This window comes from Shewanella psychrotolerans (assembly GCF_019457595.1).
Classification (GTDB): Bacteria; Pseudomonadota; Gammaproteobacteria; order Enterobacterales; family Shewanellaceae; genus Shewanella; species Shewanella psychrotolerans.
Genome location: NZ_CP080419.1, coordinates 194,929 through 221,019 on the forward strand (window position 1 = coordinate 194,929; position 26,091 = coordinate 221,019).

The window sequence follows — 26,091 nt, forward strand, 5'->3', positions numbered from 1 at the left end:
AATAGCTTTTCAAATTTCCAATTTTGTCTGGAAACCATAGCATTGTGGCACCACCTGATCCCATCCCGAACTCAGAAGTGAAACGCAATCGCGCCGATGGTAGTGTGGGGTCTCCCCATGTGAGAGTAGGTCATTTCCAGGCGCCTAATACGAGAAAGCCCGCTACGATGTAGCGGGCTTTTTTACGTGTGAAAATTATCACTCTTACAGTGAGGCGCAATACCAGTGTGGAGTCGGGTGAATCTTCTGCGCTTATCAAGTACAGCTTGATTCTGATCTGGTAGAAAATGGTCCTGACATTTTCGGCATTCTCCACATCCCAATTGCCTTGTCCCAAGCCTCGAGGGTAAGACTATCCGCGCTAAGAGTTCCTAATGTACGTTGCGTATAGGCTTATTTATGCTCGTTACGCTAAATACACTACTTGATACTATTGCTATTCGTCTGAGTGTTACCTACCTTATGGCATCTAACAGTTTTTCCCCAAAGGATGAATATGAAAATTGAGATGATTTGCACAGGTGAAGAGGTGCTTTCGGGACAGATCGTTGATACGAATGCTGCTTGGGTAGCAAATGCATTGATGGATCATGGTATCGAAATGCAGCAGCGTGTCACTGTTGGAGATCGACTTGATGATCTGATTAAGGTGTTTCAAGAAAGAAGTGAGCATGCGGATATCATCTTGGTTAATGGTGGTTTAGGGCCAACAACCGATGACATGTCATCTCTGGCGATGGCGTTAGCTAAAGATGAGCCGCTTATTGAGAATTCAATTTGGCGTAGTCGCTTGGAAGACTGGTTTACTCGTAATGGTCGTGAAATGCCGCCGAGCAACCTGAAGCAGGCCATGCTTCCAGCGTCTGCGGTAATGGTCGATAACCCGGTTGGAACCGCTTGCGGTTTTAGGGTAAAGCTAAATCGTGCATGGCTGTTCTTTACCCCAGGGGTACCGTTCGAGTTTAAGCAAATGGTTAACGAGCAGTTTATTCCATTCGTTAAGCGTCTTGCCGATTCTCATATCGAGGTTTCAGTACACAAGTTATTGACCATAGGTCATGGTGAGTCAGCATTAGCAAATAAGTTAGACACATTGGTTCTGCCAAATGGCATGACCTTGGGCTATCGATCGTTCATGCCCTACATAGAGATTAAGTTGTTTGCCCGTGGTGAAGAGGTCATTAAGCAGCTACCTGAAACGGTATCTCTAATTAAGCAAGTTTTGGGTGACAGTGTAGTCGCTGAGAATGTTGATTCATTGGCGACGGTTATTCATCGGCAACTACTTGCTCAAGGTGCTAGTTTGAGTCTTGCTGAATCCTGTACTGGTGGAATGATTGCAAGCAATCTTGTCGCTCTTGCTGGTAGTTCAGCTTATTTACATCAAGGCTTAGTGACTTATAGTAATGAGTCAAAAGTTAAGGTGTTGGGGGTTAACCCAGCAAAGCTTGATGATCACGGTGCGGTTTCTATTGCTGTGGTTGAAGAGATGGTAAAAGGTGCAAGAGGTATACTCGATAGTGACTACGCGCTGGCAACGAGTGGCATTGCGGGTCCAGATGGTGGCAGCGAACATAAACCAGTTGGAACCGTCGCAATAGCACTGGCAACGAAACACGGCGTGTACAGCCAAATGCTTAAATTTCCTGCGCGGTCTAGAGAGCTAGTGCGTAGCTTAAGCACTGCTGTTGCTTTGGATATGCTGAGGCGTGAGTTGTTACAGCAGCCCGTTATTGTTGACTACGGCTCTTATCATCGATTTGCAAAGTAATCATCAGTCACGGTCACTAATCTTTGAAAATGAGTTTCAGTTTACCTGGGGTGACCTCGATTCTCTTGGTCATCTCCGCGATTAACGCCTGGTTGCTCTCTTTTACATCGAGAATATAAACTGGCTGTGTTTCGAGAAAATGGGTTAAAAATTGCATCACTTGAGGTGCGATAGGGCTTATTGCTTTTTCGATATCTTTCGGTGTCGATTCGACTTTAACTAAGTTGAGTTGGCTTAGATAAACACTGTGAGTCGCTGCATCGTACCAAGGCTTAGCTTCAAACTTTACAATTAACTTTGCCTTGATTGGCATCAGTGGGTTACGGACGTCTATAGCGCTGTGAGCCGTAATTCCCATAACACCAGCTTGATCACCCAAAGTGACATCGACATTATTGAGCTTCATTTCGATCCCAAATAGCTGGTTTCCCTGCTTGGTTTCGAAATGAATCTCATTGTTTAAGTAATTGGTTAGCTCTCGCTCGGTAATGCTGTATTGACTGACGCAGCCAGTCAATAACAGCAATACACTTACCAATGTTAATTTAATTATTGGTATCAACCTGTGTTTCTCATACCGGCTGCAACACCTGCAATGGTTAGCATCAATGCTAACTGCACATTGCTTGAAGCTGTATCTTCATTTTTGCGTGTTCTAGCGAGTAGTTCGGCTTGTAAAAAGTTTAGTGGATCTATGTAGGGGTTACGAAGCTCTACAGATTCTCTATTCCAAGGTGTATGCGACATTAATATATCGGCTTGGGTTAGTGCTAACACAGCTTTAATACCTGTTGCCATACGTTCTCGTAATGCTTCGCCAAGGTGATGAAGTTCTTTCGGTACTAGGCAGGCTTCGTAGTATTTCGCTAGATTAGGCTCTGCTTTGGCATAAACCATCTCAAGCATGGATATACGCGTTTCAAAGAACGGCCATTGTTGCTCCATCTCTTGTAGCAGTGCAAGTTCTCCGCGGTCGCTTGCCGCTTGTAAAGCTTCGCCTGCCCCCAACCACGCTGGTAGCATAAGTCGATTTTGTGACCAAGCAAAGATCCACGGAATCGCTCTTAAGCTTTCTATGCCGCCATCGACTCGTCGTTTAGCCGGTCTACTGCCGAGCGGCAATTTACCTAACTCAACTTCAGGTGTCGCGGCTCGGAAGTATGCGACAAAGTCTGGTTCGTCTCTTACTATTGCACGGTACGCTTCTACCGAATCCGCGGCTAGTCGCTCCATGGCATCACGCCATTCTGGTTTTGGTTCTGGGGGCGGTAAAAGTGTTGCCTCCATGACTGCGGACGTATAAAGAGCTAAGCTTTGCACCGCCAGCTTGGGTAAACCGAACTTGAACCGGATCATCTCTCCTTGCTCTGTAACGCGTATGCGTCCATCAACTGAACCCGGTGGCTGGGATAAGATAGCTTGGTGAGCGGGTCCGCCCCCTCGGCCAATCGTGCCGCCACGACCATGGAATAGGGTGAGTTTGATATCGGCGCGCTGACATATTTGAACCAGCTGTTCCTGAGCACGATATTGCGCCCATGCAGCCGCCATGACTCCAGCGTCTTTAGCCGAGTCAGAATAGCCTATCATCACTTCTTGGCTACCTTTGCAATAGCCACGATACCAATCGATATTAAATAATGCCGACATACAACTTGAGGCATTGTTGAGATCGTCTAAGGTTTCAAACAGCGGCACGACTCGCATTGGATGTGGACACCCAGCCTCTTTTAGTAGCAATAGAACGGTTAATACGTCTGAAGGCTGACTTGCCATAGAGATAACGTATGAGCCTAATGCCTTGTCTGACTGATTGGCAATTAGCCTTACGGTATTGATAACTTCGGCAACCTCGTCGCTAGGCTGCCAATTGTTGGGGATTAATGGGCGCTTATCCGTTAGTTCTCTTAACAGAAAGGCTTGTTTTTCATGTTCATCCCAATGGTTGTAGTCGCCTAATCCAAGGTAACGAGTTAATTCAGCAATCACATCGCTATGGCGTTGGGCATCTTGCCTGATATCGAGTCTGAGCATATGAATACCAAAACAGGCGATGCGGCGAAGCATATCGAGTAGCAATCCGTTTGCGATTAGGCTCATATTTGAGTCTATCAAGCTGTTATAAAGCAGGGTTAACGGTTGCTTTAAATCATCTTCATGCCAAATAAGTTGACTAAGATCGACTTCTGGTGAATGACCTTCAAGGCGCATATTTAAGTAGTCGATTGTATCCCGTAGTTTTTGCCTTATTTCGCGTAATACATCTCTATAGGGTTCATGACTATTATTGGTGAGGGCCAATAACTCATCATTGGCTTCTTCCATCGATAGTTCGTTGACTAACAGCACGACATCTTTCAAGAATAATCGGGCAGCGGTATGACGGTTTCGGTCAAGGACTTCTTGAGTGACTTTAGCGGTGACAAAAGGGTTGCCATCACGATCGCCACCCATCCAACTAGAGAATCTCACTGGGGCAATATCGGTAGGGATCTGCTTACCAGTACGTTCTTCAACTTGTTCATTTAGCTGGCGTAGAAAATCAGGGATCGCTTGCCATAACGAGGCTTCTATTGTGCTCAGTCCCCATCTTGCTTCATCAACAGGCGTTGGGCGCTCGTGACGGATCTCATTGGTATGCCAGATTTGTGCTATCAACTGACGGAGTCGAAGGTGATGCTGTTTTCTTTCTCTCTCTGACAGCTGTGGATTTTCAAGTGCGGCTAGGCTGTCTACAACTGACGAATACTTTTGGATCAGAGTACGTCTTGAGATCTCGGTAGGGTGGGCGGTGAGCACGAGATCAATATCGAGTGTTTGCAAGCATTCGAGCATCTTATCTTGATCAACCTTGCCGTTGAGCATACGACCAAGAAGCTGTTCTACTGGATCGGGAACACAAACGAGTTCGTCACAGTTTCTGCTGATGGTATGGAATTGCTCGGCGATGTTCGCCAGATTAAGAAATTGATTAAAAGCTTTGGCGAAAGGGACGAGTTCATCATCTGGCAATGCAGCCAATAAGGTTAGCATCTGCTCTCGTGCTGCATCGTTTCCTTGGCGAGAACTCTTAGCTAAGTGTCTTATCTGTTCAATTTTTTCTAAAAAGGGCTCATCTAAATGTGTGCGAATGGTATCGCCCAATATCTGACCTAAAGTACCAACATTAGATCGTAGCGACGCGTACATATCAGCCATAAATGCTCCATACCTTCTAATTAATCAATCACAATACCCAGCCGATCGGGTTAAGGTCAATACAAGGATCGTTGTTATTGTGAACTTATGTGTTGAATGTCACTGCTGGTGATGATATTTGATTGAACTGCAAAGAAATTTTCTACATTATAGGTAAAGTACGGATTAGCCTGTAGTTCTTTCTTTGTTCGTTTTGCGTACAGTTACTTTGACTGACGACAATACCAATCGTTATATATCTTGCCATCTACCAACAAATATCGATATTCTCCTAAAAATATTTGAAATATATATTCATCTATATTGCATAAATAAATTTTCATGGTAGTCTATCAAACAGCTAGAGCAAGCGCCATTATCCAAGGCTTAACATTGAGAATCAAAATGAATATTTCATACTTAAAAACTGATTATAAGGTAACCTGTAAAAACTTCCTGCGACGATAAACTTGTCATATTGGTATTCTACCAGGGCTTAAGTTGTGCCCCTTCTTTTTTCCTTTTTTATTGTTAATTTATAGAAGTCATTGAGTATGAAAAACATAGCCATAATTGGCGCCAGTGGATACACTGGTGCGCAAATCACCTCATTAATTCAGGCCGATGCCAACCTGGCAATACAAGGCCTATATGTATCTGAAAATAGTCTAGATAAAGGTAAAGCATTAGCTGAACTCTATCCTGTTTACAGCCATCTCAATATGCCGTTACAACCTCTCTCTGAAGAGGCCAAAAATGCTATTGTTGCAGAGGCTGATGCCGTCGTTTTGGCGACCGATCACCAAGTGAGCTTACATTTGGCGGCTTGGTTTTATCAAAAGGAACTTACTGTTTTTGACTTGAGCGGTGCTTATCGGTTTGAAGACATTGCACAGTATCCTAAATGGTATGGCTTTGAGCATCAATATCCAGAGGTGCTATCCCAGGCAGTCTATGGCTTGGCAGAATGGAATCGTGATGCAATTGCAAAGAGCAAGATGATTGCTGTACCGGGTTGTTATCCAACTGCATCGCTAACGGCGCTTAAGCCATTAGCGGGATTAATCGGTGATAGCTTACCCGTTATAAATGCGGTTAGTGGTGTGACAGGGGCTGGTCGAAAAGCTCAGTTACACACCAGTTTTTGTGAAGTTAGCTTAACACCCTATGGTGTTTTAGGGCACAGGCATCAACCGGAGATCGCGACTCAGCTTGGACAGCAAGTTGTTTTCACCCCACATCTCGGAAATTTTAAGCGTGGTATTTTGGCTACAATAACGGTGCAACTGAAAGCCGGAACGACTGAGGCTGAGGTCATTCAGGCGTATAACGTCTACAATGAATCCGAGCTCGTTAACGTGTATCAAAATCAATTTCCTAAAGTGGATGATGTTGTACACACTCCTAATTGTTTATTGGGATGGAAATTCGACTCCGAGACTGGATACCTCGTCGTTGCTAGTGCTATCGACAACTTGATGAAAGGCGCAGCGAGTCAAGCGCATCAATGCATAAAGATTCATTTTAATTATTAATCATCCCTTTTTGAGAGAGTAGTCATGATGTCAGCAGATAAAAATACATTAGTACTCAAAGTTGGTGGTGCCCTAATGCAGTGTGAAATGGGGATGGCACGTCTTATGGCGACGGCGTCAAACCTTATTAAAGCGGGGCAATCGGTTATTATGGTTCACGGTGGTGGATACTTGGTTGATGAGCAACTTGCTGCCAATGGTATGGAAACCGTCAAGCTTGATGGATTACGCGTCACGCCTGCTGAACAAGTGCCTATTGTCGTTGGAGCACTAGCGGGGACGTCGAACAAGATTTTGCAGGCTGCAGCAGTTAAGGCGGGTATCACTTGTGTGGGAATGAGCCTTGGCGACGGTGGTATTGTTTCTGCTCATATAAAGGATGAACAACTTGGCTTTGTTGGTGAGGTGTCTCCTAAAGATCCAACTTATTTGAATTTCGTATTGTCGCAAGGTTGGATGCCTATTGTTAGTTCTATAGCGATAGATGAGTTAGGGCAATTATTAAACGTGAACGCCGATCAGGCCGCAACGGTGTTAGCTAAGCTAGTGAATGGTAAGTTAGTGCTACTGTCTGATGTGAGTGGAGTATTAGATGGAAAGGGGAAGCTAATCACTTCGCTCACTAAATCCCATGCTGATGAGCTGACGAAGCTGGGTGTTATCGATAAAGGTATGAAGGTTAAAGTTGAGGCTGCATTAGAGGTAGCTCAATGGTTGGGGCAAGCGGTACAGGTTGCCTCATGGCGCGATGCTGAACAGCTTGCAGCGTTAGAGAGAGGCGAAGCCATAGGTACCCAAGTGCAGCCGCAGTAAATTATAATTTTTCAGGAGTAGATTAATGAATCACTTATTATCGATTAAAGAGCTTAGCCAGCAGCAATTGATTGACCTGCTAACGTTAGCAAAGCAGATCAAAGCCAAGCCTAGTGAATACCGCAAGGCATTAGATGGTAAAAGCGTCGTGATGTTATTCGAGAAGCCTTCATTAAGAACTCGTGTAAGTTTTGATATTGGAATCAATAAACTGGGCGGTCATTGTCTTTATTTAGATCAACAGAATGGGGCTTTAGGTAAGCGTGAACCTGTGTCTGATTTTGCGGCAAACATCTCTTGTTGGGCCGATGCTATTGTTGCCAGAACTTTCGCTCATTCTACTGTTGAGCAGTTAGCTGAACATGGCAGCGTGCCAGTGATTAATGCACTCTCAGATATGTATCATCCCTGTCAGGGGTTGGCTGATTTTTTGACTTTGTCAGAACAGTTTGATGATGTTAGTAAGGTTAAATTAGCTTATGTTGGTGATGGTAATAACGTGACTCATTCACTGATGTATGGTGCCGCATTACTTGGCGCAACGATGACAGTTGTTTGTCCTCAAGGGCATTTCCCCGACGGAAAGGTCGTGCTTGAAGCTCAAGAGATCGCGGCGGCCCACGGTGGTCAGCTCATTTTGACGTCCGACATTGAGCAGCTTGAAGGTCATGATGCCATTTATACTGATACGTGGATCTCTATGGGTGACAATGCTAGTTTGGATGAGATAAAAGCTAAATTTGATCCTTACCAAGTAGATCAAGCTTTGATGGACAAAGCAGGGGCTAAATATTTCATGCATTGTTTGCCTGCATATCGCGGTGTAGAAGTGACTGCGGAAGTGGTCGACGGTGAAGGCTCATTGATTCTGCAACAGGCTGAAAATCGTATGCATGCACAGAATGCCGTTTTAGTAACCTTATTAAGTTAACCATATAGTCAAGATACAATATTGAATGCAGTGGCGTTCATCGAAATTTATTAGGAAACAAGAAATGTCTATTGAAGCTAAAAAATCAGTAAAAAAAGTGGTATTAGCCTACTCTGGTGGTTTGGATACCTCGGCAATTATTCCATGGTTAAAAGAAACCTATGATGACTGTGAAATTGTGGCTTTCTGTGCTGATGTTGGCCAGGGAGCTGCAGAGTTAGAAGGTTTACATGAAAAGGCGATATCCTCTGGTGCATCTGAATGCTATATCGTCGATTTAAAAGAGGAGCTGGTGGCGGATTATATCTATCCCACTATCGCTACTGGTGCGATTTATGAAGGGACTTATCTACTGGGCACCTCAATGGCACGACCTATTATTGCCAAAGCTCAGGTAGAAGTCGCACGTAAAGTGGGTGCCGATGCTGTGTGTCATGGCTGTACAGGGAAAGGGAATGATCAGGTTCGTTTTGAAGGTTGCTTTGCGGCACTTGCACCCGATTTAACCGTTATTGCACCTTGGCGTGAATGGGAGATGGTCAGCCGTGAAGACCTGCTTGATTATCTGGCAGAAAGAAATATTGCTACCACAGCTTCAGCGACCAAAATTTACAGCCGTGACGCTAACGCTTGGCACATTTCTCATGAAGGTGGCGAGTTAGAAGATCCTTGGAATGAGCCAAGTAAAGGTGTCTGGACTATGACTGTAGCACCAGAAGATGCACCTAATGAGCCAGAATACGTGTCGCTTGAAATCGAAGCCGGCCGGGTAACTAAAGTCAATGGTGAAGCATTATCACCCTACGAAGCCTTGATGACACTTAATGATATTGCTGGGGCCCATGGTGTTGGGCGCATCGATATTACCGAAAACCGCTTAGTTGGTATGAAGTCTCGTGGCTGTTATGAAACTCCCGGTGGCACAGTGATGTTTGCTGCTTTGCGTGCGATTGAAGAGTTGGTTTTAGACAAAACTAGCCGCGAATGGCGTGAGCAGATTGGAGCCAAAATGGCTCACCTTGTTTATGATGGCCGTTGGTTTACGCCTTTGTGTGAATCATTGATTGGCGCATCAGAGCCATTAGCTAAGCTAGTTAACGGTGAGGTTGTTGTTAAGTTGTATAAAGGGCAGGCGCAAGCAGTTAAAAAGCGTTCGCCAAATAGCTTATATTCTGAAGCTTTTGCAACCTTTGGTGCTGACGATGTATATAACCAAAAAGATGCTGAAGGCTTTATCCGTTTGTACTCTTTGGCTAGTCGTATTCGAGCATTAAACGCGAAGTAATTTCAGTATCACAGTTTAGTAAGGGGCGTGATTCGCCCCTTAATTTTTTAGAATCAAAGCGTATTGGATTAAAGAGGATTTCGAGATGGCGTTATGGGGTGGAAGGTTTACTCAAGAAAGCAGCGCACTGTTTAAGCTTTTTAATGATTCGTTACCCGTCGATTATCGTTTGATCGAAGAGGATATTATTGGCTCTATCGCTTGGGCTGATGCGATCACCTCGGTTGGCATTCTGACTGACGTTGAATGTGTTGAATTGAAAAGCGCACTGAACCAACTGCTTGGTGAGGTTAAAGATAAACCTGAGTTGATATTAGCGTCAGGTGCTGAAGATATTCATAGTTTCGTTGAGCAGTCACTTATCGCTAAGGTCGGCGACCTAGGTAAGAAGTTACACACTGGGCGTTCGCGTAACGATCAGGTGGCAACGGATCTTAAGCTATGGTGTAAAAAAGAGGGCCAAGCTTTACTGGCTTTATTAGGTAAGTTGAGAACAGCGCTGCTTGAACTTACTGAGCGTGAGTTAGATGCTGTGATGCCAGGTTATACCCACCTTCAACGTGCTCAACCTGTAGCATTTGGCCATTGGTGCTTAGCCTATGTTGAGATGTTTGAACGTGATATTAGTCGTTTAGAAGATGCATTAAAGCGCGCCGATACCTGTCCACTTGGAACCGGTGCTCTTGCTGGTACAGCTTATCCTATGGATCGGTATGCATTGGCTAAGTCACTAGGTTTTGGCGCGCCAACACTAAACAGCTTAGATACAGTATCGGATAGAGACCATGTCATTGAGTTATGTAGTGATGCATCCATTAGCATGATGCATCTCAGCCGCATGGCTGAAGACCTTATTTTCTTTAATAGTGGTGAAGCTGGGTTTATTGAACTTGATGATCAGGTTACGTCTGGCTCATCCCTGATGCCACAAAAGAAAAACCCAGATGCATTAGAGCTGATCCGTGGTAAGACTGGCCGTGTTTATGGCAGTTTAGTCGGTATTCTAACAACGATGAAAGCCCTGCCTCTGGCATACAATAAAGATATGCAGGAAGACAAAGAGGGTTTATTCGATGTGATGGATAGCTGGGCTATCTGTCTCGAAATGGCGGCATTGGTGTTATCGGGCTTGAAGGTCAATCGTGAGAATACTTTGCGAGCAGCTCAGCAAGGCTATGCAAACTCTACTGAACTTGCAGACTATTTAGTTGCGAAAGGGATGCCTTTTAGAGAAGCGCATCATGTGGTTGGCGAAGTCGTGGTTGCAGCTATTGCCCAGAAAAAACCGATCGAAGAGTTTGAGTTAGCAACGTTAAAAACCTTTGCCGCGGTGATTGAGCAAGATGTTTATGATTGTTTAACTATCGACTCCTGTTTAGCTAAACGCGAAGCGTTAGGTGGTACCTCTTTGCCACAAGTCAAAGCGGCGTTGAGTGCAAAGTTATAAAGATCGTTTTGGGAGTAGAGGCTAGTCTCTATTTTTATTGAATAAAAAACCTGCAGTTGCAGGTTTTTTTGTGGTTGATTCTTGATCGCATCAAAATTTTGGCGTTTGAATTTGGCTGTAAAACACCCCAATAAGCTGGTTTTACTCTTGGTTATCACGCTTCATCAAGGGGCTTGAACTGCTCATAAAATGTCATTGATGCAGTCATCATTATTGAAATAACTCTTCAACTGGGTCATCAATAAATATATCTCCCTGTTCTTCTGGTTGGGTGACGAACTCTTCAGGTTCTGTACCGCTAATGAAGTATTCAAAGGCACTAGTATGATCGGTTTTACGGCTAAGTTTGCCAGTGGCTAAATCTATCCGAGCAGATACAATTCCTTCTGGTGGTTGAGTCGGAGTTTGTGGAGTACCAGCTAGCGCATTTTTCATAAATTCGTTCCAGCCAGGACCTGCGGTTTTAGCACCCGCTTCAGCCCCCGATATCTGATCTTTTGCGCCATTAGTGTTCCAAGCCGTGCGGCCAAGTTCCTGACTATGATCATCAAAACCAACCCATACAGTTGTCGCTAATTTGGGATTAAAACCACTAAACCAAGTATCTCTCGATTCGTTAGTCGTCCCCGTTTTACCCGCGATATCGCGGCGATTAACGACGCGTGCAGCTCGCCACGCGGTGCCGTTCCAGCCTGTACCTTTACTCCAATCACCGCCGCCCCAGATAACACTTTTTAGTGCTTCGGTGATGAGAAAAGCGGTTTGCTCTGAAATGACTCGCTCACCATGGCGAGCATCAATTGAACAGTTATTGTCGCTAGCTTCAGCTGTAGTTTGCGTCTGTTCTGGAAACTCATTGGCCATTGCTGCAAATGGATCTGCTTTAGGTGGTTCAACAGTTACAGGAGTACAGGCGAGAGTGGGATTTGCCTGTTCAATAATTTGTTGATAAGCATTTTCAACATGGTCGATGAAATAAGGTTCCACCTTATAACCCCCGTTGGCAAATACTGAAAATGCAGTGACCACTTGCAGCGGTGTCACCGATGCGGAGCCTAGCGCAAGAGATTCGTTTTTGGGGAGATCTGCTCTATCGAAACCAAATTTTACCAGCGTATCAATAGCGGTATCCAAGCCTGTATAACGCATCGCTCGTACAGACATAACGTTAATTGACTGGGCTAAGCCAACTCGTAAACGGGTTGGGCCTGTATATCTATCTGGTGAGTTCTTTGGACGCCATGCTGTACCTTGGCTTATATCGGCATTGTTGATCGGCGCATTATTAATGAGAGTGGCGAGCGTATAGCCTTTTTCTAATGCCGCCGTATAAATGAATGGTTTAATATTCGATCCAAGCTGACGTTTAGCTTGAGTTACACGGTTATATTGGCTGGTATGGAAACTATAGCCGCCAACCAAGGTTTTGATTGAACCATTGTGGGGATCAAGCGACACGATAGCGCTTGCGACCTGAGGAATCTGTGCCAGTTGCCATATATTGCCATTGTGCCTGATCCAAATTTGTTCACCAGCCGTAACCACATCAGCGGCGAGTTTTGGCGCGCGCCCCTGACGTTGATTGGAAATGAATTTTCTTGCCCAGTTGAGGCCTTCCCACTCAAGCGTGATTAGTTCACCTTTATCGGTAAGCACTTGTGCACTCTGCTCTGCTACAGACATAACCGCAGCAGGTTCTAACCCTTGAAAACCCTGGGTGGCGTTGAGTTTAGCGATAATGTCTTTTGTTTCTGGAGGTTGTGACTCCCACAGCACCTTAGTAGGACCGCGGTATCCATGCCTTTCATCATAGGCATAAACATTATCTCGCAGAGCTTGTTGAGCATACTGCTGTAGCGTTGAATCAATGGTTGTATAGACGTTATAACCACCTGTGTAGGCTTCCTCTTCACCGAACTTATCAACCATATAGTCTCGAGCCATCTCTGAGATATATGGCGCATATAGTTCGATTTCAGCGCCATGATATTTAGCGGTGATAGGAGCCGTAATCGCTTCTTGATATTCTGCCTCGGTAATATTTTCCTTTTCCAGCATTCTGCTAAGTACCCAGTTGCGTCGATTCATGGCTCTGGCTGGGTTTCTAATTGGGTTTGCTGCTGACGGTGCTTGTGGCAATCCAGCGATCATTGCCATTTCTGGTAAAGTAAGCTGTTCGAGCTCTTTACCGTAATAAACTTGTGCAGCAGCACCAACACCGTAGGCGCGATTACCTAAAAATGAGCGGTTGAGATAGAGGGTTAAGATCTCTTTCTTGCTCAGGGCCTTTTCTATCTTAAGCGCTAAAAATATCTCTTTGATTTTTCGAATATAAGTTTTTTCTCTAGAGAGGAAAAAACCGCGAGCAACCTGCTGGGTGATGGTACTGGCACCTTGGCTCTTTTTTCCCGTTGTAGCTAGAATAACCGCAGCACGAATGATGCCTATCGGATCTATCCCTTTGTGTTCAAAGAAACGCGCATCTTCAGTGTCAAGTACAGCGTTGATAAGTTGTGATGGAACTTGTTCATATTCAACGGGAATACGACGTTTTTCACCAAACTGAGAAATCAATTTTCCATCAGCGCTATAAATACGTAGAGGTGTTTGTAATTTAACCGTTTTTAGAGTGGTTACATCGGGGAGTTCTGGAAGCACATAAAAATATGCCGCAGCAATTGCACCAATCCCTAAAAGAGCTAGGCTAAATAGAGCGATGGTAATACGTTTGAACCACTTCACTAGATTATTCCAATAAATATAGCAGGCACAACAGTATATAAGGCGAGTGGCTATTGGTGAAGTAAAAATGGTTGTCAAAAAAATGGCAATTGTAAAAGTTATAAACATTTTGTACAAATATCTATAACGAGTTGATTTTGTGCTAATCTAATTCCTGAAACTATAACAAAAGTGACAATTGACTATGCTTTCAAATTTATGGAAGCGTCAGGCTCCGCAGATGGTTGGGATCGATATTGGTTCCCATGAAATAAAAGCAATACTGCTGAGTAAGACTGCTGATGGTTATAAAATATTGAGTCATGCATCAGCGCCGGTGAAAAAGGGCGCTGTCAATGATCATGAAATACGAGATGTTGATGCCGTTTTAGAGTCGTTAAAGTTGATTAAGCGTGCATTACCTAAAACGGTTAAATATGCAGCAGCTGCGGTTTCTGGCTCAGCTGTGATGACCAAAGTTATTTATATGGATGCTGCGTTGAGTGAAGAGGAGATGGAAACTCAGATTGAGATTGAGGCTGATAATCTCATTCCATATTCACTCGATGAGGTGAGTATCGATTTCGAAACCCTCAATGTTAACAGTACCGACGCTTCTAAAGTGGATGTACTGCTCAGTGCATGTCGAACTGAAAATATTGATGCTCGAGTCGATAGTCTCGACGAGATTAACCTAGAGACAAAAGTGGTCGATGTTGAAGGTTACGCTTTAGGTCGTTCATTTGAACTTATTGCATCACAATTGCCTGATGGTGCTGAAAATAAAATTGTCGCCTTAGTTGATATCGGTGCCAATATGACCACATTTGCGGTTGTTGAAAAAGGGGATACGACCTTTATTAGAGAGCAGGCTTTTGGTGGTGAGCAGTTTACTCAGTCTATTTTGTCATTTTATGGTATGTCCCATGAGCAGGCTGAAAAGGCCAAACTTGAAGGCGATCTGCCTCGTAACTATATGTTTGAAGTGTTATCGCCCTTTCAGACACAGTTATTACAACAAATAAAAAGAACGTTGCAGATTTACTGCACTTCAAGTGGTAGAGATAAAGTTGATCATATCGTGTTATGCGGTGGCACCTCTAAGCTCGAAGGCATGGCAAATCTATTGACCAATGAACTCGGTGTTCACGCCACCATAGCTGATCCGTTCTTAGGCTGTTTGCATGCTGATGAAGAGGTAAAAACTCATCTGCAACCCAATATTAATAAATACATGGTTGCGTGTGGATTAGCGCTGAGGAGTTACTCTCAATGGCGAACATAAACCTATTACCTTGGCGGGAAGAGGCTCGAGAAAAGCAGAAACGTGATTATCTTGGGATATTGGCAGCTGTTTTTATTGGTGCATCAATAATCGTTTATTTAGCGCTTACCGCTATTGATATGATGCTCGAAGAGCAACGCGGCAGAAATGCTTATCTTCAGTCTGAAATTCAATTATTAGAAAAGCAGATTGCTGAAATTAAATTAATACGTGAACGTAAGAAAGATATTGAGCGCCGAACCGAGATTATTCTGAATTTACAGCAGGCTCGAAATTTACCTACTCATGTTTTAGATGAGCTGGTACGCATAGTGCCGCCTGGAATATACCTTTCTAGCATTGAGAAAAAGGGCAGTTTACTTTGGATTGAAGGGCGCAGTGAATCAAATAATAATGTCGCGAACATGATGCGTAAGGTCAAATCTTCTTTATGGCTACATGACCCCAATATGCGTTCGATTGTTTCTCAAAATGACGAAATGCGCCAACTACAACGATTTAGTTTACGAGTTTCTATTGGTGACGAGAGTGTAGACAGCAATCAGGCTGTTGAAGGAGCGAGCAAATGAAACTCGACCTAAGTCAATTTAATGATATCGATTTTGAAAATATCGGTGGTTGGCCTGCTCAAGTAAAGACCGTATTCGCGCTCTTTTTAGCAATCCTAATTTTTATTGCCAGTTATTTCTTGTTTGTTTCTGATGCAATCGATACCTTAAACGTCGAACAAAATAAAGAAGTCACCTTGCGAGATGATTTTAAAGCGAAATATCAATTAGCAGCTAACCTTAAATTGTATCGAGAGCAACTAGCGGTCATGGAAGTGCAGTTTGCCGAGCTTCTAAAAATGTTGCCATCGCAAAATGAGATGCCGGGATTGTTAGACGACCTTACATTTGTTGCGACGGATTCAGGTTTAGGTATACAGAGCTTAGAGTGGCAAGAGGAAATTCAGCGAGACTTCTATATTGAGTTTCCCATTAGTATGGCCGTTACTGGCGAATATCATGAGATGGGACAGTTGGTGAGTGAAGTCGCGAAATTACCTCGAATTGTTAGCTTGCATGATTTTGTTATTAAAAGAAGCGATAAAGGTAGTTTGGCGATGGAAATTCTAGCCAAGACTTATCGTTTTAAAGAGGGGGCACAGTTACCTGCTGAGAAGAATACAAAGGGGGCTAAGAAATGAAGAAGTTATCTTTGTTAGTCTTGAGTATTCTCCTGACTGGTTGTGTGGGAGATAGAAGTGATTTAGAGCTATTTGTTACAACGACTAAAGCTCAGCATGTTGCTCATGTTCCACCTTTAAAAGAAACGCCTAAATTTGAACATTTTGCTTATCAAGCTAATTTAATGCGAAGTCCTTTTGTACCGCCATCTCGGGAGTTAACGGAAGAAGTTGTTGATACAACGAAAGACTGTCTGCAACCGGACTTAAAGCGACGTAAAGGACGTTTAGAAACGTACGCATTAGATAATCTCAAAATGCGAGGCACTTTAAGTGAGAGCCAAACTATCTGGGCATTAATCGAAACAAATGATGAAAGTGTTTATCGTTTGGGTGTCGGTGAATATTTAGGTCTTTATCATGGTCGAATTGCTAAAGTAACACCGCAAACGGTCGAAATAGTTGAATTAATTCCAGATGGAACAGGTTGCTGGACTGAAAGAGTGAGCAACATGGAACTAACTGGTGAATAACAAGCGAAGGATGAGGGAATAATGGAATCTTCTGCCGCGAAAAACGCATTATTAAATATGTCACCTTTTTTAAAGGCTGCTTTGGGTTTGGCTTTAATATTAGGTGTGGCACCGTATTCTTCTGCTGCTAACCGCTTAGTGGATGTTAAATATCACTCAGTTGTCGATCATCAGCTTGAATTGCAACTGGTATTTGAGGAGAGCATTAATGAACCTCGAATAAACTTAAATGCTTCACCTGCCCAAATTATTTTAGACTTCGACGATAGCTTGTCAGGGTTAGAAAAAGATGTACTGCCCATCAATAATGTCGGTGTCAAATCACTCACGACCTCACAACATAACGAACAATTAAAAGTGCTGGTGGATTTGGCTAAAGTTAAAGCTTATCAAGGTAAGGTGCTCGGTAATACTTATCGACTAACTATTAACGATGAAGTTGCCAATAGAAATGATAGTGCGGTAAACCCTTTTGTTAATGGTGTTAAAGCGATAGATTTCCGTCGTTTAGCAAATGGTGGTGGTGAATTACTGGTTAAGTTAAATAATGCATCCGTCGCCGCTAATGTCGAACAAGTTGGCGCGAAGTTGGAGCTAAAACTATATAACACAGATATCGCTTCTGACTTACTGTATGTCATGGATGTACAAGATTTTGCGACGCCAGTTAAGAGCTTTGAGACGTTTAAAGATGAGCTGACAACTCGAGTTTTAGTTGATATAGCTGGTCAGTATGAATACAACTATAAGCAAGAGGGTGATCTATTTCGCCTAAGTATTAAACAGGCTGAAAGGGCGACCGTTGTAAAGGAAGAGAAAAAATATGATGGGCGTTCGCTGTCACTTAACTTCCAAAGTATTTCAGTTAGAACGGTGTTGCAGATCATTGCCGATTATAACAACTTTAACTTAGTTACCAGTGACACCGTTGAAGGTGATATTACTCTTAGACTCGACGATGTGCCTTGGGATCAAGCCCTAGATCTTATTTTACAGACTAAGGGGTTAGATAAGCGTATCGAAGGAAATATCTTGATGGTGGCTCCCGCTGAAGAGTTGGCGATACGGGAAAGCCAGGAGCTAAAAAACCAGCAAGAAGTTAAAGAGCTTGCTCCGTTGTACTCAGAATATTTGCAAATTAACTATGCCAAGGCGACAGATATATCTGCGTTGCTCAAGGGCGAAGATTCAAGTCTGCTTTCTGCTCGTGGCACAGTTGCAGTAGATGATAGAACCAATACGTTATTGGTTAAAGATACTGAAGAAAGTCTTGAAAATATTCATCGTTTGATTGAAGTACTAGATATTCCGATTCGCCAGGTATTGATCGAAGCTCGTATGGTGACGGTTAAGGATGATGTTTCTGAGAATCTTGGTATTAGATGGGGGATATCTGATCAACAAGGTAGTAAAGGCACTTCAGGTAGCTTAGAAGGTGCAAATGACATTGCGAACGGAACAGTTCCAGATATTGGTGACAGACTTAATGTCAATTTACCTGCAGCAGTGTCAAATCCAGCCAGTTTAGCTTTCCATGTCGCCAAATTGGCCGATGGTACCCTATTAGATCTTGAATTAAGCGCGCTTGAGCAAGAAGATAAAGGTGAAATCATCGCAAGTCCTCGTATCACAACATCGAACCAAAAGGCCGCTTATATCGAGCAAGGTGTTGAGATCCCTTATGTTGAATCGGCCTCTAGTGGTGCTGCAACTGTACAGTTTAAGAAAGCGGTGTTATCACTCCGTGTGACGCCACAAATTACTCCAGATAATCGTGTGATACTGGATCTCGAAATTACCCAAGATTCACAAGGTAAAGTCGTTTCTACACCTTTAGGTCAAGCAGTATCTATTGATACACAGCGTATTGGTACTCAGGTGCTGGTGGATCATGGAGAGACGATTGTGCTGGGCGGGATTTATTCACAGAATTTGATCAATCGAGTCAGCAAAGTTCCTGTTTTAGGCGATATTCCTTTCCTAGGTTATCTGTTTAGAAACACTACCGATCAAAATGTGCGTCAGGAGTTGTTGATTTTCGTGACACCTAAAATTATCTCTGAAGATATCTAAGGCACTATTTTTTATATAGAAGAAGCCAGCGCATCGGCGCTGGCTTTTTTGTGGCAAAGTATAATTTCATAGAATTTACACGCTTCTCTTGCCTTTAAGGTGAGTTAACTGAGATAATCTGTGGTCAAGTCTCATTAGAGCAAGGTAACATTTAAGGTCGGCCTGATTTTCTGGTCGGCGTAGGCAAACTTAATATAAGATTCAGACGTAAAGCAATGGCTGAAAAACGTAATATTTTCCTAGTAGGTCCTATGGGGGCTGGTAAAAGCACTATAGGTCGTCATCTGGCGCAGATGCTCCATTTAGAATTCCACGATTCCGATCAAGAAATTGAACACCGTACAGGTGCGGACATTGCGTGGGTATTTGACGTTGAGGGCGAAGAGGGTTTTCGTCGTCGCGAAACACAAGTTGTCGCTGATTTAACTGAAAAACAAGGTATTGTTTTAGCCACCGGCGGCGGATCAATTCAGAGCAAAGATATTCGTAATAATCTTTCTGCTCGAGGTATTGTGGTTTATTTAGAAACGACCATCGATAAGCAGGTAGCGCGTACGCAGCGTGATAAGCGTCGCCCACTCCTGCAAGTTGATGATCCTCGTGAGGTATTAGAAAGCCTTGCTGAAATACGCAACCCTCTTTACGAAGAGATTGCCGATGTTATCGTTAAAACCGATGAACAAAGTGCAAAAGTTGTTGCGAATCAAATTATTGAACAGTTAGGTTTTTAATTATTAGGCGGTAGTATGGAGCAGATTCAGGTTGAGCTTGGTGTACGCAGTTACCCTATTTATATTGGCCCGAATCTACTGAAACAGCCCGAATTATTTGAAGGTTGTCTTCAGAATAAAAAAGTTCTTATCGTTACTAATGATACAGTAGCGCCCTTGTACTTAGAACAGGTACAGGCGCTATTGAATCCTCTCCTATGTGCAACACCTGTCATTTTGCCAGACGGTGAAAAGTACAAAACTCTCACACAAATGGATGATATCTTTACCTCACTGCTGTCGCAGAATATGGGGCGAGATACTGTATTGCTGGCTTTGGGCGGTGGTGTCGTTGGTGATATGACCGGATTTGCCGCAGCTTGCTATCAGCGTGGTGTCGATTTCATTCAGGTTCCCACAACGCTTTTATCCCAAGTTGACTCTTCTGTTGGAGGTAAAACTGCGGTCAATCACCCTATGGGTAAAAACATGATTGGGGCGTTTTATCAGCCACAACTTGTGGTGATCGATACTGTATGTTTATCGACTCTTCCCGCAAGAGAGTTTGCTGCTGGTATGGCTGAGGTGATTAAGTACGGCATTATTTGGGACCAAGCATTTTTTGAGTGGTTGGAAAATAATGTCGACGCGCTTAAGTCACTCGATGAGTCTGCTTTAAAATATGCAATTGCTCGTTGCTGCCAGATAAAAGCCGATGTGGTTGCTCAGGATGAAACCGAGCAAAGTGTCAGAGCGCTGCTTAATCTGGGCCATACATTTGGTCATGCTATCGAGGCCGAAATGGGTTATGGCGTTTGGCTCCATGGTGAAGCTGTCGCTGTCGGCACAGTCCTTGCTGCACAAACTGCATATAAGATGGCCTTGATTGATGAGTCAATTGTTTGTCGTATCATTACGATATTTGAAGCATTTGATTTACCTGTAGAGGCTCCAGAATCGATGAATTTTGACCAGTTCATCAAGCATATGCGGCGAGATAAGAAAGTGTTACAAGGCAAGCTTCGTTTGGTATTACCTGAGGGTTTAGGCCAAGCAGGTATTTATAGCGAAGTCCCTGAATCACTTTTGGAAGAGGTTATCGGCCGCGCTTAGCATTTGTGTGGTGACTCCGTGACTTTTCAAGCATCAATATTATTACCTAGCCAAGAATCCTTACTGCATCGTCTGCAGCATGTGGTGTTATATGGTCAGCAGTTAACTGTTTTGACGGGGGATGAGGGCGCAGGGAAAACAACTATCGTCACCGCTCTTGTCGATGAATTAGAGGGTGTTAGTTCAGCATTAGTTACTTGTCCGCAACACGCCGAAAGTGCAGAAATTCGCCGTAAAATATTGGTTCAATTACTATCTGATCCTTTGTTTGATGATGAAGTGACTCTACCTGAAACCCTTGTTGAACTCTCTGATTCTTTACCTACCAGTTCTCATATCGTAATAGATGATGCCCATTATCTGCCGCTTGAGGTGTGGGCTGAATGTATTATCTTGAGTCAAATGTTGTTGACGGGGAAAAGTATCTCCTTAACCTTAACGGCTCCCAGTTCTTTCTTATCTGAACTGTTAACTCAATTACCTGAAAGTCAGCATCAACTGCTATTGCCTATGGCAATTGAGCCCCTGCCCGATGTTGAAAGAGAAGCGCTGTATTACTCGTTACTACATCGAAGTGAACAAACACCTTTTACACCCAGAGATATCGTTCGAGATCAGTTGCAACAGCAGCAAGGCTTACCTAGTGAAGTGGTTACACTGCTTTATTTAGCGTTACACGGTAAACCTGAAAAGGTTAAGTCTAGCCCTTGGTTATTGTTTTCTATCGTCACTATTACTCTTTTTTTCATTGCTCTTGTTGGGTATTTTATTATTGCCGATGATGATTCGTCTCACTTTACTCCTGAACAGACAGTCTCGTCGGTACGAGCGAGCCAGGATAACTACGCTTATGGTGAGGCTTTGCTATTTCCCTATTTTTCACAGCGCCAACAATGGGCCATTATAGAACCAGTAGGTGTTGAAGCCATCGACATCGACAATAAAAGTGAGGTCGATGGAAATGCTGATTTAGCGTTAAATGATGCTGCTAATAAACAGCAAGGTCTTGATAAACCATCGAATAAAAACGCTTCAGTTATTAATGAAGAAAATAGAGCGGATAATGTTGAGGTCTTCGCTGTTACTGCTAGCGAATTACCGACAGAGAAAGCGAGCCAGCTTGGGGTCGTCGAAGATAAGCCATCCACATCAGTTAGTGTGGAGCATCCGAGTTCAGGTTATACGTTGCAACTCGCTAGTGTTAAGAAACTCGAGTCGTTAGACGAAATTATAGATAAATTGGAGTCAACCAAAGAGATGCAGGTGGCTAGATATAAGCAGCGCTGGGTTATCTTATATGGGCAGTATGAGTCACAAGAGCAGGCTAGAAATGAAGCCAAGCGGCTGCAACAAGAGATGGGGCTTCAGTTACCTTGGTTACGCATGTGGGCAGATTTATCTCAATATCAGTTACAACAAGAGCTACCTAATCGTGAAATTCAATAATAAACAGAGTACAATCGGCTACTTGTTTTCACTGCGCACCCAATCGATTTAGATGATTAAAAAACAGAGAGCCTTTCTTAAATGGGCTGGCGGAAAATTTAAACTGGTTGATGCGCTTACGCAACACCTTCCCCAAGGCGATAGACTCGTCGAGCCTTTTGTCGGCGCAGGTTCGGTATTCCTAAATACGCGCTATAAGCGTTATTTATTGTGTGATATCAACCAAGATTTGATCAATCTGTATCAGATCGTCCAAGACACTCCCGAAAAATATATTACTGCGGCTAAAGCCATGTTTGTTGATGTGAAGAACGACAAAGAGGCTTATTACCAAGTTCGTCGAGAATTCAATCAGACATCAGATCCATTTCTGCGTTCGGTGTACTTCCTTTATATGAATCGTCACGGCTTTAATGGCTTATGTCGATACAATAAGAAAGGCGGGTTTAATGTGCCTTTTGGCTCATATAAAAAGCCCTATTTCCCCCACGATGAGATAATGGGTTTTGCTGAAAAAGCGCAAAATGCTGAATTTCAATGTATTGGTTACGAACAGGCATTTGATTTAACCAAGGCGGGAGATGTGGTTTATTGCGATCCTCCATATGCACCTCTATCGACGACTTCAAGTTTTACCACCTATGTCGGTTCAGGTTTTAGCTTAGATGATCAGGCGTTACTTGCTCGAAAGGCGCGCCATACAGCGATAGACCGAGGTATTCCTGTCTTGATCAGTAACCACGATATTGCGCTAACTCGAGAGCTATATCATGGTGCACGTTTTGATACTATTCAGGTGCAGCGCAATATAAGCCAAAATGGTAGTGGACGTAAAAAAGTTGATGAGTTGATGGCGCTGTATGATGATAGATACCACAGCGAGAATGATTAAGCTAAAACTAGTTTTACAATAAATATCAGAGATATAACTAATACAATTGCAATAAGGATTCCCATAATGATGAACGGGATTGGAGAGCGTGATTGAAAGTCTCTGTGACGATTACGCTCAGTTTGCACACCAAAAAACGCTGCTATTGTCGATAATAGCAATCGAAATAGAGATTGCCGTCTAGTAGCGATTTTGCTGGCTCGTTGGATTAACATCGTCTATCGGTCTTTCATGATGACCGTGAAGTAACTCTAACAAATCGAGAAAATGAAACTGACTAGAGCGACTTTTACCTGTAAGCCAGTTTCCCCAGCTAACATTATCGCCCTGTTGAGCACAGCGGTTGTTTGGGTGGTTGGCGGGTAATGTAGGATTGTAATTAGTATTGCCATCACATACGCAGGCAACTGATGTGCTGTTATCCGAAAGACTCGTCACGCTTAAGGCTGTCATCCCAACAGCTACGGCCGCAATCGCCAGCATCACAGCTGATTTCATGCTAGCAGAAAGCTTTGTCCTGTCTTTCATTCCAATATCCTGTTGAATAAGCAACCCATACAATTGAAGGCATTATAGCAAATACGTTTATATTTTGAACATGTTTTCTGCGTTCAAATTTACAGACAGTGAAATTTGCTCATTTCTGAGGTTGTGCATGGGTTTATATTGGATAAGTCCTAGAGTGGCAATACGCCAATAAGGTAGAATAGCGTATTTGTTATCCATACTAGCGAGTTTGCCATGCGCCCATTTTTAATTGCTCCTTCAATTTTATCTGCTGATTTTGCCCGTTTAGGGGAAGATGTTGATGCCGTGCTCAGTGCTGGTGCGGATGTTGTTCATTTTGATGTGATGGACAATCATTATGTTCCAAATTTAACCATTGGCCCTATGGTTTGTAAGGCGCTGCGAGATTACGGCGTAACTGCTGATATCGACGTGCATCTAATGGTTAAGCCCGTTGATCGTATTATTCCGGATTTTGCCGAAGCTGGAGCCTCTATCATTACCTTCCACCCTGAAGCATCTGAACATATTGATAGAAGCTTGCAATTGATAAAAGAGTCTGGCTGTAAGGCTGGGTTGGTATTTAATCCAGGTACTCCACTGCACTACTTAGATTATGTAATGGATAAGCTTGATGTGATCTTATTGATGTCGGTTAATCCTGGATTTGGTGGCCAGTCATTTATTCCTGCGACGCTAGATAAACTGCGCCAAGTGCGCGAGCGTATCGATGCAAGTGGCTTCGATATCCGCTTAGAAGTTGATGGTGGTGTAAAGGTTGATAATATTGCCGAAATAGCCGCTGCTGGTGCCGATATGTTTGTCGCGGGGTCAGCTATCTTCAATAAACCCGATTATAAAGCCGTTATTGACGAGATGCGTCAAGAGCTAGCTAAGGTAGATGCAAACTCATGATTAATGGTAAACAGCTAAAGGCAATCGCTTTTGATCTGGACGGCACATTAATTGACAGTGTACCTGATCTGCATGCCGCAACCAACGCCACGCTCGAAGAGTTAGGGCTAGCAATTTGTCAAGAAGAGCAAGTGCGCTCATGGGTGGGAAACGGCGCCGAAAAGTTAATGGAGCGTGCACTGACCTTTGCCAAAGCAACAGACATTGAAAATGCCGAGTTACAAATGGCGATGCCAGTGTTTATGCGTCATTATGAACAGCATCTTCAGTGTCACAGTAAGCTATATGATGGTGTTAAAGCTGCGCTTGAGCAGTTAGTTCAAGCAGGACACAAGCTGGCCATTGTCACTAATAAACCTTATCGTTTTACCGTCCCCTTGCTTGAGGCATTCGGTATTGATCATCTCTTTAGCCTAGTTCTTGGCGGGGATTCACTCGAAAAGATGAAGCCCGATCCGCTGCCATTAACTCACCTGTTAACCGAGTGGCAGCTTTTACCGTCGCAACTTTTGATGGTGGGTGACTCTAAAAACGATATTTTTGCAGCTAAAGCGGCGGGTATTGCCTCAATCGGCTTGACCTATGGGTACAACTACGGTGAAGATATTGGGCTCAGCGGTCCAACGGCCGTCTGTGACACCTTTAGCGAAGTATTGGCGCAAATAACAGATCGTCAAAATGTATTGGAGCAATAAAACGTATGACTAAACCTATCGTTCTTAGCGGTGCCCAGCCGTCAGGTGAATTAACCATTGGTAACTATATGGGCGCGTTACGTCAGTGGGTTGCTATGCAAGATAGTCATGATTGCCTGTACTGCGTTGTTGATCTGCATGCTATTACCGTTCGCCAAGATCCTGCAAAATTGCGTGACGCTTGTCTAGATACGCTCGCGCTGTATTTAGCGTGTGGTGTCGATCCGAAAAAGAGCACGGTATTTATTCAGTCTCAGGTACCGCAGCATACCCAACTTGGGTGGGCGCTTAACTGTTACACCCAAATGGGTGAGTTAAACCGTATGACCCAGTTTAAGGATAAGTCGCAAAAGCATGCTAATAATATCAATGTTGGCCTATTCGGCTACCCTGTATTGATGGCTGCCGATATTTTGCTTTATCAGGCTAATGAAATTCCTGTAGGGCAAGATCAGAAACAACATCTTGAGCTGACTCGTGATATTGCGACTCGCTTCAATAATGCCTATGGCGAGACATTTACCATTCCTGAGCCATTTATCCCGGAGCACGGTGCTAAGGTGATGTCGTTGCAAGATCCGCTTAAGAAGATGTCTAAGTCAGATGACAACCGTAACAATGTCATTGGTCTGCTTGAAGATCCTAAAGCAGTATTGAAAAAGCTCAAGAAAGCGATGACCGATAGTGACGAGCCACCTGTGGTACGTTTCGATGTTGAAAATAAGCCTGGTGTTTCAAACCTACTTAGCTTGATGTCAGGTGTGACGGGTCAAAGTATTGCTAGTATTGAAAAAGATTTTGAAGGCAAGATGTACGGTCATCTAAAAGTTGCAGCTGGCGAAGCCGTCGTTGGCATGCTTGAGCCTTTACAAGCACGCTTCAAAGAGTTTAGAGCCGATCAAACATTCCTCAATCAAGTGATGCATGAAGGTGCCGAAAAAGCACAAGCACGTGCAGAAGTGACCCTGAAGAAGGTTTATGAAAAGATTGGTTTGTTAGTTTAAGTCATTATCTTTAATGCTAAAAAAGCTAGCTTTGCTGGCTTTTTTTTTATGGAACTTGGACTCGCGCTAT

At 43.5% G+C, this 26,091-nt stretch carries 23 protein-coding genes and 1 rRNA gene; 19 read left to right on the top strand and 5 right to left on the bottom strand.

From position 1 onward, the window contains the following. Nucleotides 1-26 precede the first annotated feature (26 nt). A 5S ribosomal RNA gene (gene rrf / locus K0I62_RS00965) occupies nt 27-142 on the top strand. 354 nt (nt 143-496) lie between these two features. Further along, nucleotides 497-1,771, top strand: coding sequence for a CinA family nicotinamide mononucleotide deamidase-related protein (locus tag K0I62_RS00970; protein ID WP_220069715.1), 1,275 nt, complete (start codon nt 497-499; stop codon nt 1,769-1,771). A 16-nt stretch (nt 1,772-1,787) separates the two neighbouring features. On the opposite strand, the gene K0I62_RS00975 is transcribed toward K0I62_RS00970, so the two are convergent. Continuing rightward, entirely contained in the window at nt 1,788-2,324 is a 537-nt protein-coding gene (locus K0I62_RS00975; protein WP_220071235.1) for a YceB family lipoprotein, read from the bottom strand. A gap of 5 nt (nt 2,325-2,329) precedes the next feature. Next, nucleotides 2,330-4,969 carry a phosphoenolpyruvate carboxylase gene (ppc, locus tag K0I62_RS00980; RefSeq protein ID WP_220069716.1) on the bottom strand — a complete coding sequence of 880 codons (2,640 nt, stop codon included), beginning with the start codon at nt 4,967-4,969 and terminating at the stop codon, nt 2,330-2,332. Between the two features lie 533 nt (nt 4,970-5,502). Here ppc and argC point away from each other — a divergent pair. The 5 genes from argC to argH all read left to right on the top strand — a co-directional run bounded on the left by argC (nt 5,503) and on the right by argH (nt 10,959). Continuing rightward, nucleotides 5,503-6,483, top strand: coding sequence for an N-acetyl-gamma-glutamyl-phosphate reductase (argC, locus tag K0I62_RS00985; protein WP_220069717.1), 981 nt, complete (start codon nt 5,503-5,505; stop codon nt 6,481-6,483). Between the two features lie 27 nt (nt 6,484-6,510). Next, a complete protein-coding gene (argB, locus tag K0I62_RS00990) occupies nt 6,511-7,296 on the top strand; it encodes an acetylglutamate kinase (protein ID WP_220071236.1) in 786 nt (261 codons plus the stop codon). A 25-nt stretch (nt 7,297-7,321) separates the two neighbouring features. Further along, entirely contained in the window at nt 7,322-8,227 is a 906-nt protein-coding gene (locus K0I62_RS00995) for an ornithine carbamoyltransferase (RefSeq protein ID WP_220069718.1), read from the top strand. Between the two features lie 64 nt (nt 8,228-8,291). Continuing rightward, entirely contained in the window at nt 8,292-9,512 is a 1,221-nt protein-coding gene (locus K0I62_RS01000; RefSeq protein ID WP_220069719.1) for an argininosuccinate synthase, read from the top strand. An 85-nt stretch (nt 9,513-9,597) separates the two neighbouring features. Beyond that, nucleotides 9,598-10,959 (top strand): argininosuccinate lyase, encoded by a 1,362-nt coding sequence (gene argH, locus K0I62_RS01005; protein ID WP_220069720.1) that lies wholly within the window; start codon nt 9,598-9,600, stop codon nt 10,957-10,959. A gap of 210 nt (nt 10,960-11,169) precedes the next feature. Here argH and K0I62_RS01010 read toward each other — a convergent pair whose 3' ends face one another. Further along, nucleotides 11,170-13,701, bottom strand: a complete 2,532-nt coding sequence (locus K0I62_RS01010; protein ID WP_220069721.1) for a penicillin-binding protein 1A — start codon at nt 13,699-13,701, stop codon at nt 11,170-11,172. A 184-nt stretch (nt 13,702-13,885) separates the two neighbouring features. Here K0I62_RS01010 and K0I62_RS01015 point away from each other — a divergent pair, with 184 nt between their 5' ends. The 9 genes from K0I62_RS01015 (at nt 13,886) to K0I62_RS01055 (ending at nt 22,900) form a co-directional block, all read left to right on the top strand. Further along, the gene (locus K0I62_RS01015) at nt 13,886-14,965 is read left to right on the top strand and encodes a pilus assembly protein PilM (RefSeq protein WP_220069722.1); all 1,080 of its coding nucleotides are present in this window, start codon (nt 13,886-13,888) and stop codon (nt 14,963-14,965) included. Then, a complete protein-coding gene (locus tag K0I62_RS01020; RefSeq protein ID WP_220069723.1) occupies nt 14,953-15,534 on the top strand; it encodes a PilN domain-containing protein in 582 nt (193 codons plus the stop codon). The genes K0I62_RS01015 and K0I62_RS01020 overlap by 13 nt, the downstream gene beginning before the upstream one ends. Beyond that, nucleotides 15,531-16,154: a type IV pilus inner membrane component PilO gene (locus K0I62_RS01025; protein ID WP_220069724.1), complete on the top strand. Its 624-nt coding sequence runs from the start codon at nt 15,531-15,533 to the stop codon at nt 16,152-16,154. The genes K0I62_RS01020 and K0I62_RS01025 overlap by 4 nt, the downstream gene beginning before the upstream one ends. Next, entirely contained in the window at nt 16,151-16,666 is a 516-nt protein-coding gene (locus tag K0I62_RS01030; RefSeq protein WP_220069725.1) for a pilus assembly protein PilP, read from the top strand. Before K0I62_RS01025 ends, K0I62_RS01030 begins: the two co-directional genes overlap by 4 nt. A 21-nt stretch (nt 16,667-16,687) precedes the next feature. Then, on the top strand, nt 16,688-18,739 hold the full coding sequence (locus K0I62_RS01035; RefSeq protein WP_220069726.1) for a type IV pilus secretin PilQ: 2,052 nt from the start codon (nt 16,688-16,690) through the stop codon (nt 18,737-18,739). Between the two features lie 215 nt (nt 18,740-18,954). Then, nucleotides 18,955-19,470, top strand: coding sequence for a shikimate kinase AroK (aroK, locus tag K0I62_RS01040; protein ID WP_220062721.1), 516 nt, complete (start codon nt 18,955-18,957; stop codon nt 19,468-19,470). Between the two features lie 15 nt (nt 19,471-19,485). Beyond that, nucleotides 19,486-20,562 (top strand): 3-dehydroquinate synthase, encoded by a 1,077-nt coding sequence (gene aroB / locus K0I62_RS01045; RefSeq protein WP_220069727.1) that lies wholly within the window; start codon nt 19,486-19,488, stop codon nt 20,560-20,562. Between the two features lie 18 nt (nt 20,563-20,580). Next, nucleotides 20,581-22,008, top strand: coding sequence for an AAA family ATPase (locus K0I62_RS01050; protein WP_220069728.1), 1,428 nt, complete (start codon nt 20,581-20,583; stop codon nt 22,006-22,008). Nucleotides 22,009-22,060: 52 nt separating this feature from the next. After that, entirely contained in the window at nt 22,061-22,900 is an 840-nt protein-coding gene (locus tag K0I62_RS01055) for a Dam family site-specific DNA-(adenine-N6)-methyltransferase (protein WP_220069729.1), read from the top strand. Here K0I62_RS01055 and K0I62_RS01060 read toward each other — a convergent pair. Continuing rightward, the gene (locus K0I62_RS01060) at nt 22,897-23,115 is read right to left on the bottom strand and encodes a DUF2970 domain-containing protein (RefSeq protein ID WP_220069730.1); all 219 of its coding nucleotides are present in this window, start codon (nt 23,113-23,115) and stop codon (nt 22,897-22,899) included. The genes K0I62_RS01055 and K0I62_RS01060 overlap by 4 nt on opposite strands. Beyond that, nucleotides 23,081-23,428, bottom strand: coding sequence for a hypothetical protein (locus tag K0I62_RS01065; protein WP_220069731.1), 348 nt, complete (start codon nt 23,426-23,428; stop codon nt 23,081-23,083). The genes K0I62_RS01060 and K0I62_RS01065 overlap by 35 nt, the downstream gene beginning before the upstream one ends. A 213-nt stretch (nt 23,429-23,641) precedes the next feature. Here K0I62_RS01065 and rpe point away from each other — a divergent pair, with 213 nt between their 5' ends. Genes rpe through trpS form a run of 3 tightly spaced genes read left to right on the top strand, consistent with a single transcriptional unit; the run spans nt 23,642 to nt 26,021 of the window. Then, the gene (gene rpe, locus K0I62_RS01070) at nt 23,642-24,322 is read left to right on the top strand and encodes a ribulose-phosphate 3-epimerase (RefSeq protein ID WP_220069732.1); all 681 of its coding nucleotides are present in this window, start codon (nt 23,642-23,644) and stop codon (nt 24,320-24,322) included. After that, on the top strand, nt 24,319-25,017 hold the full coding sequence (locus tag K0I62_RS01075) for a phosphoglycolate phosphatase (RefSeq protein WP_220069733.1): 699 nt from the start codon (nt 24,319-24,321) through the stop codon (nt 25,015-25,017). The genes rpe and K0I62_RS01075 overlap by 4 nt, the downstream gene beginning before the upstream one ends. 5 nt (nt 25,018-25,022) lie before the next feature. After that, nucleotides 25,023-26,021, top strand: coding sequence for a tryptophan--tRNA ligase (gene trpS, locus K0I62_RS01080; protein ID WP_220069734.1), 999 nt, complete (start codon nt 25,023-25,025; stop codon nt 26,019-26,021). Nucleotides 26,022-26,091 lie beyond the last annotated feature (70 nt).

What these genes read in the sequence shown, in the direction of transcription:
- K0I62_RS00970 (WP_220069715.1), top strand. Translation starts at nt 497, where the DNA reads ATGAAAATTGAGATGATTTGCACAGGTGAAGAGGTGCTTTCGGGACAG.
- ppc (WP_220069716.1), bottom strand. Translation starts at nt 4,969, where the DNA reads ATGGCTGATATGTACGCGTCGCTACGATCTAATGTTGGTACTTTAGGT.
- argC (WP_220069717.1), top strand. Translation starts at nt 5,503, where the DNA reads ATGAAAAACATAGCCATAATTGGCGCCAGTGGATACACTGGTGCGCAA.
- argB (WP_220071236.1), top strand. Translation starts at nt 6,511, where the DNA reads ATGTCAGCAGATAAAAATACATTAGTACTCAAAGTTGGTGGTGCCCTA.
- K0I62_RS00995 (WP_220069718.1), top strand. Translation starts at nt 7,322, where the DNA reads ATGAATCACTTATTATCGATTAAAGAGCTTAGCCAGCAGCAATTGATT.
- K0I62_RS01000 (WP_220069719.1), top strand. Translation starts at nt 8,292, where the DNA reads ATGTCTATTGAAGCTAAAAAATCAGTAAAAAAAGTGGTATTAGCCTAC.
- argH (WP_220069720.1), top strand. Translation starts at nt 9,598, where the DNA reads ATGGCGTTATGGGGTGGAAGGTTTACTCAAGAAAGCAGCGCACTGTTT.
- K0I62_RS01015 (WP_220069722.1), top strand. Translation starts at nt 13,886, where the DNA reads ATGCTTTCAAATTTATGGAAGCGTCAGGCTCCGCAGATGGTTGGGATC.
- K0I62_RS01020 (WP_220069723.1), top strand. Translation starts at nt 14,953, where the DNA reads ATGGCGAACATAAACCTATTACCTTGGCGGGAAGAGGCTCGAGAAAAG.
- K0I62_RS01025 (WP_220069724.1), top strand. Translation starts at nt 15,531, where the DNA reads ATGAAACTCGACCTAAGTCAATTTAATGATATCGATTTTGAAAATATC.
- K0I62_RS01030 (WP_220069725.1), top strand. Translation starts at nt 16,151, where the DNA reads ATGAAGAAGTTATCTTTGTTAGTCTTGAGTATTCTCCTGACTGGTTGT.
- K0I62_RS01035 (WP_220069726.1), top strand. Translation starts at nt 16,688, where the DNA reads ATGGAATCTTCTGCCGCGAAAAACGCATTATTAAATATGTCACCTTTT.
- aroK (WP_220062721.1), top strand. Translation starts at nt 18,955, where the DNA reads ATGGCTGAAAAACGTAATATTTTCCTAGTAGGTCCTATGGGGGCTGGT.
- aroB (WP_220069727.1), top strand. Translation starts at nt 19,486, where the DNA reads ATGGAGCAGATTCAGGTTGAGCTTGGTGTACGCAGTTACCCTATTTAT.
- K0I62_RS01055 (WP_220069729.1), top strand. Translation starts at nt 22,061, where the DNA reads ATGATTAAAAAACAGAGAGCCTTTCTTAAATGGGCTGGCGGAAAATTT.
- K0I62_RS01060 (WP_220069730.1), bottom strand. Translation starts at nt 23,115, where the DNA reads ATGTTAATCCAACGAGCCAGCAAAATCGCTACTAGACGGCAATCTCTA.
- K0I62_RS01065 (WP_220069731.1), bottom strand. Translation starts at nt 23,428, where the DNA reads ATGAAAGACAGGACAAAGCTTTCTGCTAGCATGAAATCAGCTGTGATG.
- rpe (WP_220069732.1), top strand. Translation starts at nt 23,642, where the DNA reads ATGCGCCCATTTTTAATTGCTCCTTCAATTTTATCTGCTGATTTTGCC.
- K0I62_RS01075 (WP_220069733.1), top strand. Translation starts at nt 24,319, where the DNA reads ATGATTAATGGTAAACAGCTAAAGGCAATCGCTTTTGATCTGGACGGC.
- trpS (WP_220069734.1), top strand. Translation starts at nt 25,023, where the DNA reads ATGACTAAACCTATCGTTCTTAGCGGTGCCCAGCCGTCAGGTGAATTA.